12 protein-coding genes are annotated in these 11443 nt (G+C 61.7%); 9 read left to right on the top strand and 3 right to left on the bottom strand.

Features of this window, described 5'->3' with window-relative positions; genetic code table 11:
- Window positions 1-758 precede the first annotated feature (758 nt).
- Window positions 759-1418 (top strand): ParA family protein, encoded by a 660-nt coding sequence (locus AC1DFR_RS18470; protein ID WP_476850955.1) that lies wholly within the window; start codon window positions 759-761, stop codon window positions 1416-1418.
- A gap of 5 nt (window positions 1419-1423) precedes the next feature.
- Window positions 1424-1966 (top strand): hypothetical protein, encoded by a 543-nt coding sequence (locus AC1DFR_RS18465; RefSeq protein WP_476874141.1) that lies wholly within the window; start codon window positions 1424-1426, stop codon window positions 1964-1966.
- Between the two features lie 136 nt (window positions 1967-2102).
- Here AC1DFR_RS18465 and AC1DFR_RS18460 read toward each other — a convergent pair whose 3' ends face one another.
- Window positions 2103-3845, bottom strand: a complete 1743-nt coding sequence (locus AC1DFR_RS18460; RefSeq protein ID WP_476874140.1) for a MarR family transcriptional regulator — start codon at window positions 3843-3845, stop codon at window positions 2103-2105.
- 265 nt (window positions 3846-4110) lie between these two features.
- A complete protein-coding gene (locus AC1DFR_RS18455; protein WP_116768077.1) occupies window positions 4111-4347 on the bottom strand; it encodes a hypothetical protein in 237 nt (78 codons plus the stop codon).
- Between the two features lie 583 nt (window positions 4348-4930).
- Between AC1DFR_RS18455 and AC1DFR_RS18450 the strand changes: the two genes are divergently transcribed.
- The 4 genes from AC1DFR_RS18450 to AC1DFR_RS18435 all read left to right on the top strand — a co-directional run bounded on the left by AC1DFR_RS18450 (window position 4931) and on the right by AC1DFR_RS18435 (window position 7633).
- Window positions 4931-5407 (top strand): hypothetical protein, encoded by a 477-nt coding sequence (locus AC1DFR_RS18450; RefSeq protein WP_476850958.1) that lies wholly within the window; start codon window positions 4931-4933, stop codon window positions 5405-5407.
- Window positions 5404-6405: a hypothetical protein gene (locus AC1DFR_RS18445; protein WP_476874139.1), complete on the top strand. Its 1002-nt coding sequence runs from the start codon at window positions 5404-5406 to the stop codon at window positions 6403-6405. Before AC1DFR_RS18450 ends, AC1DFR_RS18445 begins: the two co-directional genes overlap by 4 nt.
- Window positions 6402-7028, top strand: a complete 627-nt coding sequence (locus AC1DFR_RS18440) for a hypothetical protein (RefSeq protein WP_476850960.1) — start codon at window positions 6402-6404, stop codon at window positions 7026-7028. The genes AC1DFR_RS18445 and AC1DFR_RS18440 overlap by 4 nt, the downstream gene beginning before the upstream one ends.
- A gap of 149 nt (window positions 7029-7177) precedes the next feature.
- Window positions 7178-7633 (top strand): hypothetical protein, encoded by a 456-nt coding sequence (locus AC1DFR_RS18435; RefSeq protein ID WP_476874138.1) that lies wholly within the window; start codon window positions 7178-7180, stop codon window positions 7631-7633.
- 271 nt (window positions 7634-7904) lie between these two features.
- Here the strand turns inward: AC1DFR_RS18435 and AC1DFR_RS18430 are convergent, their stop codons facing one another.
- The gene (locus tag AC1DFR_RS18430; protein WP_476850962.1) at window positions 7905-8231 is read right to left on the bottom strand and encodes a helix-turn-helix domain-containing protein; all 327 of its coding nucleotides are present in this window, start codon (window positions 8229-8231) and stop codon (window positions 7905-7907) included.
- 118 nt (window positions 8232-8349) lie between these two features.
- Here AC1DFR_RS18430 and AC1DFR_RS18425 point away from each other — a divergent pair, with 118 nt between their 5' ends.
- From AC1DFR_RS18425 to AC1DFR_RS18415, 3 genes are read left to right on the top strand one after another with little or no spacing between them, the layout of a single operon-like run.
- Window positions 8350-9402 carry a CHAP domain-containing protein gene (locus AC1DFR_RS18425; protein WP_476874137.1) on the top strand — a complete coding sequence of 351 codons (1053 nt, stop codon included), beginning with the start codon at window positions 8350-8352 and terminating at the stop codon, window positions 9400-9402.
- Window positions 9399-9926, top strand: coding sequence for a hypothetical protein (locus tag AC1DFR_RS18420; RefSeq protein ID WP_476874136.1), 528 nt, complete (start codon window positions 9399-9401; stop codon window positions 9924-9926). The genes AC1DFR_RS18425 and AC1DFR_RS18420 overlap by 4 nt, the downstream gene beginning before the upstream one ends.
- 35 nt (window positions 9927-9961) lie before the next feature.
- A complete protein-coding gene (locus AC1DFR_RS18415) occupies window positions 9962-11410 on the top strand; it encodes a MinD/ParA family ATP-binding protein (RefSeq protein ID WP_476874135.1) in 1449 nt (482 codons plus the stop codon).
- Window positions 11411-11443 lie beyond the last annotated feature (33 nt).

Here is an 11443-nt window from a genome sequence, read left to right as displayed (position 1 = left end):
GGAAGTCACGAACTCCGGGAGTCTGTCTGTACGTGAGTCACAGAGTCGGTGATTACCCCCTTCAGGCGCCGACCATGCAGTCCCGGCGAGCTACTTCCGGACCGCGTAAGTCTGTCACTCTGTCATATCCGTACTCACGGAACTGCCGGACTCTGTACAAACCGCGCCGGCCAACCCTGAACCGCCAAACGCCAGGGACGCCCGCCCGGCAACACAGGGAGTCCGTGAGTCCGTGAGTCTGTAGGCCCGTCCAATTCAGAGGTCCTGCTGAGAACCTCAGCCCACCCTGGACCCTGACACTCCGGACCCCGGAAGTCACGAACTCCGGGAGTCTGTAGGCCAGCAAAGTCAAACGACTCCGTGCCCCTATGTCCACCAAGTTCCAACAGAACGTGACTAAAAGTGCTCGGTGGCCTTGTAGTCAGGGGGCGGATAGCTGTCGGGCGCGATTCATTGGCCTTGAACTGAATCGCGGGGGAGTGGTCTGTTGAGCCCACCAGATGCCTAGGGTGATACAGAAGTACAGAGTTACAGAGTTACAGAGAAACGAAGTCACTGACTCTGTGCGTCTACGGCGTTTCTTCCGACTGAAGGGGAGTGGGGCTGGTAATTTTGGCGTAGCGCTTGCCGGCGACGTGGATACAGATGTTCTCTGCCTTTGATCGAGCTGACCCATTTTCTCGGGTTGTGAAGCTTTGGTGAGGTCCCAATCCGCCGTCGGTCCGAGTGCCATGGAAACCAAATTTAAGGAAGCACTCATGAGGGTCGTAGCTGTCGTCAACCAAAAAGGCGGCGCCGGGAAAACCACCACGGTGATGAATCTTGCCGCCGTTGCCGCCCAGAGCTCGAAAGTGCTCGTCGTCGACGCCGACCCGCAAGGGTCAGTAACGATGTGGGCAACCAATGCAGAGGAACTTCCTGAAAAGGAACAGCTGCAGTTCGACGTCGCGACTGAGACGGATCCGGAAGCGCTCACACAAATGCGCGATCTCGACTACGACACGGTCTTCGTCGATACCCCCGGTAACTTGGAAAACATTCAGGTACTCAAGGCCATCGTTAGCCAGTCGGACTTCATTGTGATGCCTACAGAAGCAACTCCTTTGGCCCTTCTGCCTCTCGTCTACACATTCGAGAAGATAGTCCAGCCCTCCGGTCGGGACTACAGGGTCGTCGTCACAAAAGCCGATTCGCGTTCCCCGCAAGATGCACTAGATGCACAGGAGATGTTGCGAGAGCAGGGGATCCTCGTATGCAACTCGTTTGTTCGAGCCTATAAAGCACACGAGCGGGCACCCATGTACGGAACGGTGGTTACTTCTTACGAGAAGACCCGCAACTCCGAGAAAGCAACTATGGATTACAAAGACGTCGCCCTGGAGCTGTTTAGTCTCTGGGCCAAGACCAGGAAGGGCTGACCTCGATGGCGCTCAAAGGTGGATTCAAGAACTTTGCCAACCAGACCCGGGAGATCAAAGAAGCCCCTCCCATTGACCTAGGTGGAGATGCGCCCGTCCTGCACATTGTCCATGAGGCCGCTGCATTGCATAATGGCTCACAATCGCCCTCGACAGCACAAGTTGCCACGCCTGCGCCGGCTGCTGAGCCTGCACGAACTGAGACAAATGGGGGAGTGGAGTCCGAGGTCGCGCCCAGGCTCGAGAATGCCCTGGTGCAGCCCCCTTTGACCCAAGAGATACAAGAAGTTAAGGGACCCGTTGTTTCGAGCCATACCCACTACACAGATCTGGTCCGTAAGGAATTGCGGCTGCACGCAGACCAGGCTGATGAGCTGACAGCGCTCGCTTCGAAGGTTCAACGTGCCCGCAAGGAAAAGGGGGAGCGGATCACCGATAACACGCTGATCCGCGTTGCCGTGGACCTGCTGATGGAGCGCCAGAAGGAACTGGTGGGGTCTACAGAGGATGAGCTCCGCGTTGCCTTGGGCCTGGCCCCACGGGCCTAAAAAATCCCCGTTCCTATCCCCAGGAGGACCTGACTCCTGGGGATAGGACCCTAATGCTCTGTAAGTACGTTATTCACAGACTGACAGAGTACGTCACTACCAGACTGCCAGACTTGTTGCCTTCGTTTTGGTCCGATCATCCTGCCTGTGTGAACGCCATGTCCGTCAGGGCCCACTCGTCCGGTGGGCCCTCGAAAGCCTCCCACGGATAGTCCTCACCGGGGGAGAGGAGCTCGGCGACGGTGTTGACGTTCTTGGACAGCCATTCCTTCCACAGGATCCGTTCGATCCGGTAGCGCCGCAGCTGCGCCGCGACAGCTTCCATGACCCCGAAGTGCTCGGCGAGGTCTTTCAGAGACGTCGATGCCACCACCGACCAGGCCCGTGCATGGTTCCGAGCGATCATGTTCCAGGCGGCCATCACCTCAAGCGCCTCACTGACAGCTGTCCTCGAAAGCCTGGTCAGCTTTACGATCTCGGATGCTGACAGGCCGGGGGAGTGCTCGAGTGCTTCGTACACGAAGGCCGCCGGCAGTCCCAGTTCCCTGAAAACTGGCCGAAGCGCGTGGATTTTCCCCTTCCGCCAAGTCAAGTCTTCAGCCGCCGTCTTCACCTCCTCCGGCACGGTCAGCATGTAAAGGTCTCCCTTGGTACCGCGGCCCCGTTCAACGAGGGTCACCAACGGGTCCTTCTCGTTGCGCAGGGCTCTGAGGTGTGATCCGACCGTGGTGTGGTCGAGGCCGGTGGCCACCGCGATGGACCGGTCACCGAATTCAATGAACCTGGACGCCGTCATGTGTGCTGCCTCCCCCAACGACCTCAGCACCATTCTCCTGGCCAGCCCTGTCCTTGACTCGGTGTAGGCATGTTCCTTCAACCGCAGTGCATTTCGCCAGGTCCGGATGAACCGATGCTCACCATCGGGATTTGATGAGATCGGATTTCCCTGCAGTACGGGGGGCTGTGTATTTGGCTGGCTTGTGGGGGAAATACGGGCACTGTTCTTTCCGTCCCTGGTCCCGGCGTTTTTGCTCAGATACGCGATCGCATTCAGCCAGTCCCTGCGCAATGCCGGAACCCGGTGCCGGGAGGCGTAGCGGGCATAGAAAGATGCCAGTCCGGGCCAGGTCCCCTGCATCATCCGGCGTTCGACGTCGACGAGCTCCAGCCCGGCGGCCGCAGCCCCCGTGACAATGGCCTGTCGTGCCTCCGAATCGGAGGCGTACCGGTTCGTGTCGTACAGCCCCGTCTGGGCCATCAGCTGCATGGCCCGGGACATCCGCCCGGCCGGGTGCTGGAATCGGGACGTCTCGGCGGTGGCCGGTGTGACCGCGCCTTCCAGTCGGAGCGCCCTGACCGCGGTGATCTCCCCCGCCAAGTCGGCCTTCATCGCTGCCCATGCGGTGGCCGAGTTGGGCCGCCGGGCAACGTCGTAGGCCATCGACAACGACATCGCCAGTTCCTGGTGGCCGCCGCGCTTGTGCGGGGATCCGGGTGTGCGCATGCAGCCATGCAAAAGGTTCTGGTGCGGGGTCTTGTCCAGGCTCCGGTACCGGGTACCCAGCGCCTCGACAAGATCACGCGCTTCAGAAAAAGTAACCCGCTGCTCGAGCGGGATGTACACGTGCCGGCCGCCATTGGGGGAGTAGTCCTCAATCCACCGCGCACCGACCGAGTGCAGCCAGGTCTGGACGGCCCGGACATCGGCTTCGACCCAGTCAACACCAGCAACGGACGAGTCAAAGTCAAGGAAAATAGCAGCGCACGTGCCGTCCTTGCCAAAGATCCGGACGGCAGCGGGGAAGGCCGGAAGCGCTGGCGTTAGGGTTCGTTCATGTTTTTGCGGGTAGGACTTTCCGCCGTCGCGGGAAAGGCGCATGCGAGGCTGCCCGGCAAGCAAGAGAGCTAGTGCGGCCCAGGCTTCGGCAGGACGGCATAGTGCATGCGGCGCGCCCGAACTCTGTGAGTCTGTGCATGCGCGCATCTCGTGGGGTACGATGATGCTATTCCTCTCAAGGGATAGGAAGATGCCCGGACCGCAAGGCCCGAGTTGATTCTCAAGGACTCTCTACCTCGTCGCCGGCAAGCAAAAAAGGTAGTGAGTCAAATGCTTAGAAGGCCCGCCTCGTGCGGGCCTTCGTCATTTAAGAGGCGATGCGGCCAATGGGCAGCTCCTCCTGAAACTTAGGGTGGTCGTGACGCTCCAGATCGACTTCAAGCTGCTTTGCTACAACCGAAGCCACGTAGTCCGTGATCGTGACGCCCTCCGCTTCGGCCACCTGCGCGACCTGGTCGGCCATCTCGGCAGGCACACGAAAGCCAATGTATTTGCGGAGGCCCTTACTGGGGCGCCCGCCTCCCCGATGTGCAACAGCAGTCATGTGTCATGTCCTTTGAATCTCGTACAGACTGTCTTTACCTGTACTGGCTTCAGTGCTGTAAATCGTTCGTACCCCTCAACAGGTTTTAGTTACTGTTTTAGGTTCCTCCGAACCTAGCATTCAGGGGACCGCTGGAAGCGGATTTGGTTACTGTAACTACTCGGCGTGTCGCCTTCGTTACATTGCCATTCCCTTTCGGGTAGGCGACGCCGTGACGAGCCGCTTACAGGGTCTGGCCGTCGATTGCCCTCGGTGGCGCGGATGTCGACGGATATGCGGTTCGCGCCGAAAGTAGCGTCTACGCTGCGGGGCCGCACGAAACCTCAACGACCATGTCTGCCTTCTGATGAGCGACGAGTTGCGCGGGGGCGGTCGCTCGCTTCCCGATGACCTCGCTCAAAACGCGTCTCGATCATTGCTGCTCAGGTGTCCAGTTCTGGGTCATCGGGATTCCTGTTCCTTCTTTGACTGCTGCTGTTTTCGGAAGCTTGGTAGGGTGGCTCCTTGCCAAGGCGCGTCTGGCGCTGATTTCATAGTACACATTACTGAAATTTTTTCAGTTGATTACCGGAGCAGCTTAGATATGGAACAGGCCGCACTGACCGCGGACGTCATAGAGACCTTGAATCTTCCGGCGTACCCGGATCTGGGCGACGTGGTGTACGCGGTTGAAGAGAAGTACGGCAAGCGTCTGATCTTCGAGGAAGGCACAGTGGAAAGCCTTGGAGAAGGTGTCACTGGCCAGTGGCTCGATACTCCCGGCTATGGCATCGTCCGTTACTTGCGTGGTGCCAAGGCTTGGAGTGTTCACGTCATTCTGCATGAACTTAGCCATATCCTTTTGGGCCATAAGGGGAAGCCTCTCGACGGCCTTATCGCAGGGTCTTTCTTTTCCGGTATCGGTAAGCGGAACGGTGTCAGCTGGATGTGCCGTGCAGTGGACGTTCCCCTAGACGAGGCGGAGGCTGCAGCCGAAAGATTGGCCTTTGGCCTGGCGCAGGTTCTGCATGCCACGCCCATGAAAGAGGCCACGAAGGCCGAGCGAGTGTTTGGCCTATGATCGCTGCTGCGTTCTGGATCCTGGCAACGGTATTTGTTTTTCGCCTGTATTTTGCCGCTCGGTGGGGCTCTTCCACGGCCTTTGTTGGTGCGATCGGGATCGGTGTCCTCGGCCTCTTTTTTACGGGCGTCGTCTTACCCGAAGAATCCATGGACGCTGCTCTCGGCGGCGTCAACTTTCTGCACCTTGTTCGCAATATGTGTGTCACGTGTGCCGTCTGGCTGGTACGGGAGGGAATCTTCGCTGCCTACTCACCTGACGATAAGTACCGAATCCGCTTCAGCCACGGCCCAATTGCTGCTGGCCTGGGGACAGTTGTGATCACGGTTCCATTCCTGTTCCAGCAGTTCGTTCCGACGACTTTGAGCTACGTGCCGGAAAATGTCCAGCAGCTGCCGGTCTTCATCTATGCCAGCGTCTACATGGGCATTTTGGCGTTGCTGGCTGTTTCCGTCCTTCGCATTTGCCTCCGGCCTCAGGAAAGCCTGCCCGTCCGTGTGAGTTCCCGGGTTGTCGCATTCGGCATGGCGATGGTCGCACTCGCCTCCTTCGAAGAGATCGCGTACATGACCGCCATGCACATCGATGTGGGCGGTTCCTATCTCCATCAGGCTTTGTACGCCCTGTTCAGTCCGCTGTTCTACGGCGGGGTTCTGCTCACCTCTCTCGGTCTGGGCATCCCCCCGCTTGTTAAGGCGTGGCGCCGGCTACAGCTTTGGGACCGGGTCGCCTTGGTCTTTCTTACAGCCACGCTGGGGAGAGCCTACTGGGGGCACTCCCGTGCAGCGTGGTTGGCAGGCATTGCGAGCAGCTTCTACGACACGTGCCCCTCCGCGCGCCTGTATGAGTACGTTATTCGCTCCAGCGATCACAAGGTCGTTCTCTCCGGGCGATCCACACCTATGCTTGCCAGCCGTGTCCTCGACGCGGTCCAAGCCCGATTTGATGGCGGCGTCGGTTCCCTGGAATCGGTGCTGCCGGTAAAGGCACCTCAGTGACAGCAGCAACCACGACCCGAACCACCGCAGAGAGGTCCTCCACAGCCGTTGGGCGTGTGGCCAGGTCCGCAACCGAGATTGCGCAGCCGCCCTTGGTGTTGTCCCTCCTGTTGATATTGGCTTCTCTGCTGAGTGACCGGTGGGCGGTCTCTATCTGGTCGGGCATTATCGCTGCACTCTGCATCTGCCTTGTGCCATTTGCTGTCGTACTGATGCTTGCCAAGAAAGGCCAGCTGACGGACCACCACGTGGGAGACAAGAAACAACGCCGCCCGGTCATGCTCTGGACCTTGGGCTCGTCACTGCTTGGCTGCGCAATCCTCGACGTCATCGGGGCACCCCAGCCCGTCTGGGGGCTAATTGGCGGGATTCTTTGCGGGATTGTAGCCCTCATTCTGGTCAGCCCGATCTGGAAGATATCGGGCCACGCAATGACGTTGGGCGGCGCGACCGTGTCAGCGGTACTGATGTTCGGCTGGCTCGGTCTTCCGTTCGTCGTGGCGGCCCCGCTTGTCTGCTGGTCCAGGGTCTATCTCCGGGATCACTCAGCTCCTCAGGTCATTGCCGGGTTCATAACCGGTGTAGTCGCATTCGGAGCCTCATATACTCTCATTGTCGGTTGATTTTCACGTGGCACTCCACGAAGCCGCCAAGGCCTCACAGGGGGTCTCAACGATGACGGAATTAGAAGGAGGGCTGTGACTTTGCTACCGGTGGCAGAGCGCTTCCCTCGGGATGTGGCCGCCCTGGTTGGCCGGGAGCAGGATCACGCGTGAATTCGAACGACAACCCCATAGATCCTCGCAGCGATAAAGAGGTTCTCGCGTCGAAAATCCAACTTCTTCTGGACATCGTTCATGCCAAAGACGCCGCCAGCTTCACGTACGAAGACGTTCGACAAGGTCTCGCGGAACAGGGGCTCACGCTCACCAGAACGCGCTGGCATCGGCTACTGGCCGGTTCCCCTGATAACCGCTGGGATCCGGAGCTACTGAAGGCACTTGCGTACTTTTTTGACGTTGACGAGAACTACCTGCTTCAGCGAAGCGGTCCCATCCCGGAGCGCGTCGAGGCTGAACTCCGCCTGATAGAGGCTTACCGCATCGCCGAGGTAGAACACTTCGCAGCGCGGGTTTTGGGAGAAGTGAACATCGACGCCCTTCGCGCGGTGACTGAAGCACTCCGAAACCTTCCACCCAGGCACGAGAAGAAACGCCCGACGGACTGAAAAATTTTCACTACTGAATTTTTTTCAGTAGACTCAGGGGCATGACATGCTCTAGGCGCCCGCTACGGCCTGACCATGCGCATTGAGTGGCACTAAAGGTGCGGCCCCTACGACAGGTTTGGGGGGTAGTAGGGGCTGTACCTCCGCGGCGACCGCACCTCAGATGCGCACTCGGGTCGCAGCCCACATGGGCCCAAATCTCTTTACCCACGCCCTTGATCTACAGGCTGAAGGGGTGGCCCGCCGTCTCGAATGCGGCCACATTGAGCGCTTATTCTCCCGACAGATATCTCATGTAGATGAGGCCCTGCGCCCGCAGCCTGGCCAAGTCTATGGAGTAGTGAACGCGTTGCCCGCTGCGGGCCCCAGCTTCGCCTGCGGCGGAGACGAGCCCTTCAGCCTCAAGCGTCTTGATATGCGCGTAGACCTGCCTGTAGTCCACGCCGATACGTTTAGCGATATTTCCGGTGGTGTCGCCGTCAAGATGCTGGGCCAGGTCCCTGATAACAGCCGCTCTCAGCGTGTTGGCGTTGAACACGTTCAAAGCCCTTCCGGCCTCGTGAGGCGGCGCAGGGAGCGGCTTGTAGATGCGGGGCATTCGTCAATTCTCACGCACCGTCGCAACTTGAAAAAGCATCAACGTATTTTTGGTGATGCTAGCATCATTTTAAAAATGATGCTTCTAGTCCGTTGAGAGAGCCGAGAGGGGAGCAAGAATGAAGCCGAAAGGGCTAGCGATCGGTGCGGCACTGCTGGTGCCAGCGATGTTCCTGGGGCTGGCCTTGTCGATCGTTCTGCTCTTCAGGTCGCCACCGGCAGCGGCCGATTGCAGCCCCGCGGTTTCCGTCTCGATCAGCGCCGATACCAAGGTCGACGGGTACTCATCTGAGCAGGTGAGGAACGCTGCGGCGATCATGAATGCGGGCAAGTCCCTGAACCTGTCGGCCAAGGGCCAGATGGTCAGTGTGATGGTGGCCCTGGGGGAGTCGGGCCTGCGGGTTTTGGATATCGGCGACGCGGCTGGGCCGGATTCCCGGGGTCTGTTCCAGCAGCGGGATAACGGCGTCTGGGGTTCCTACGCGGACCGGATGAACCCGTCGACCAGCGCGGCCAACTTCGTCAAGGCCCTCCAGAAGGTCGACGGTTGGGAGCTGCTGGAACCGACGATCGCAGCGAACCGCGTCCAGCGCAACGCGGACCCGTATCACTACCGGCGGTACTGGGACCCGGCAGTCAGGATCGTCCAGGCGCTCTCGGACGCGAAGTTTCCCCTCACCGGCACGGGCTGTGCGGTTCCCGGCGCCTCCGGCGCGGACGATGACCTGCCGTGGGCCACCGCCGCGATCTATCAGCCGAGCGTGTTGGGGATGTTCAACCGTGAGTGCGTCGACTTCGCCCTGTGGCGGGTCAACCAGCAGCTCGGCAGCACCGCGGCCCCCTACAGGATCCTCAACAGCACATTCCGCCCCGACGGAGTGAACCTCGGCTCGGCGCTGTCCTGGCGGGAGGGATGGAACGCCCGCGGCTGGCCGACCGGTCCGGCGCCGCGGGTCGGCGCGGTCGTCTGGTACGCCCCGGGAGCTGGGGGAGCGGACCCCACCTACGGCCACGTCGCCGTCGTGAAGGCCGTCAACGCCGACGGGACCTATCTGGAGGAGGGCTACAACGGCAACCCGGCCCCCGAGGACCACAAGTACTACACCCGGACCGTGAACAACGAGGTGCCCAGCGCGTTCCTATACGTGCCGGGCTCGGAGGAGCAGAAGTGAAACGACCCCTGACAACCCTGGCCACCGTACTTCTGTGCACGGCGTGCGCTCCTACGGCGACCACCGGCGGCGGTCCGGAACGCCAGCTCGTCCCCACGTCTCCCGCAGTGGTATCCGTGGCTCCCTCCCTCGGTGCCGGCGGCAGGTCCCAGGCCCCGGGCGGGACCGTCCCGCCCACCTCCGGCATCGCCTGGGATGACGAGAGCAAGACCGAGGCCGCCAAGATCGCGACCCGGGCCATGGCCGACTACGCCCGCCCCAAGGAAGAGGCCACCCAGTGGGCGAACGACTTCGCCCGCTGGCTCACCCCGCAGGCCACGGCCGACTACTCCACGGTGGACCCGGCCAACATCCCCGTCTCCCGGGTGACCGGGCCGGCGACGCTGGCCGTGGATGAAACCAACGGATACGGCGTCACCGTCACGGTCCCGACCGACATCGGCCACTACACGCTCCAGCTGCTGCGCACTTCCAAAGGCGCCACCTGGAAGGTCAACCGGCTCACGCCGCCGGCTTCCCGCTAAACCAAACCACCCCGCTCGAGAAGAGGAAGAAGCCCATGGGTCTGACCCCGACAGAGGTACTGGCTTTCCCCAGGATCCAGGCCATCGTCCGTGACAACGGCACCGCCGAAGTCGTCGTGGCAGGGAACTCCCGCACCGTGGCGTCGGCAGAGTCCCTGCAGCAGCTCCGCGAGAACGTCCTGGCCCTCGTGGTCGGGGAAGCCAGGACGCTGAACCGGGCCGTCCGGGTGGCCATCGATGACCCCGAAGGACACGGCGAACTCATCGTCAGCCCCGACGGCAGCAAGGAATCCGTCAGCTACACACCCAAGCCCGCCCGGCGCCGGGCCGAGGCCCAAACGACCACCGCCGCACCCGTGGCGCCGGCCGCCATTGAGACGGCACCGATGGAACCGGCCCAGCCGCAGGCCGCCCCGGCGGACACCACGCCGAAGGGTGAAGCGACAGCACCCCTCGGAACCACAGCAACGACAGGAACGACCATGAATCCCACCCCCGCAGCGGCCCTGGCCGCGGGGGGAGCCCCGACGCGCCGGAGCCTGAAAGACACGTCCTTTCTGGTGAGCGCTCCGGTGCTGGAGCCGGCCACGCAGGGCTGGCGCGGCACCCTGACCCGGCTGGGGCTCCGGATGGACCCCTCCGAAGAAGAAGTCTCCGAGCGGGAGGACATCCGAACAGTCAGCCAGCACTGGCCCGGCCCGCGGACCATTGCCGTGGTCAACCGCAAGGGCGGGGCGAACAAGACCCCCACCGTGGTGATGCTCTCGGCCATCCTTGCCCGCTACAGCGGGGCCGCCACGGTCGCGTGGGATAACAACGAGTCCCAGGGCACCCTCGGATGGCGGACGGAAAAGGGCGCCCACGACCGCAGCGTCCTGGACCTGATCGACTCCTCCCAGACCCTGCTCTCGCCCTCGACCAACGCGGCCGAAATCGCCAGGTTCGTCCACCACCAGACCGCCGACAAGTTCGATGTCCTGCGCTCGGATGAAAACGAGGAAGGCGATCACGAAGTGACCGCCGAGGAAGTCGACATCGCCCACCAGGTCCTCACCCGCTACTACCGGCTCGTGGTCATGGACTCCGGCAACACCGCCCGCGCCGCCAACTGGCGGCGGATGATCGACCACACCAACCAGCTCGTCGTCCCGGTCACCGCCATCGAGGACCGCGCCGAAGCCGCCCGGCTGACCCTGCAGACCCTGGAATCCCGGGGCGGGCACGACGCGGAGCTGGCACGGGGCGCCGTCGTGATCGTCTCGGAATCCACCGACGCCAAACGCAGCATGAGCGGGGATGCCCTGAAGCGGGCCAGGGACGAGGCCCGGCGAATCGCGGACGGTTTCGCACCGTTCGTCCGGGCCGTCGTCCGGATTCCTTACGATCCGGCCCTGGTCAGCGGCCCCATCCGCTATGAAGCCCTACAGCCAGCCACCCAGCGGGCATGGCTCGCGGCCGCGGCCGCCGTCGCCGCCGGCTTCTGAACCACTCACCAATGGACTCTGAAAGGTGGCAAC

The sequence above is a fragment of the Arthrobacter sp. 05T410 genome (assembly GCF_056396505.1).
This window is presented reverse-complemented; position numbering and strand designations above follow the sequence as displayed.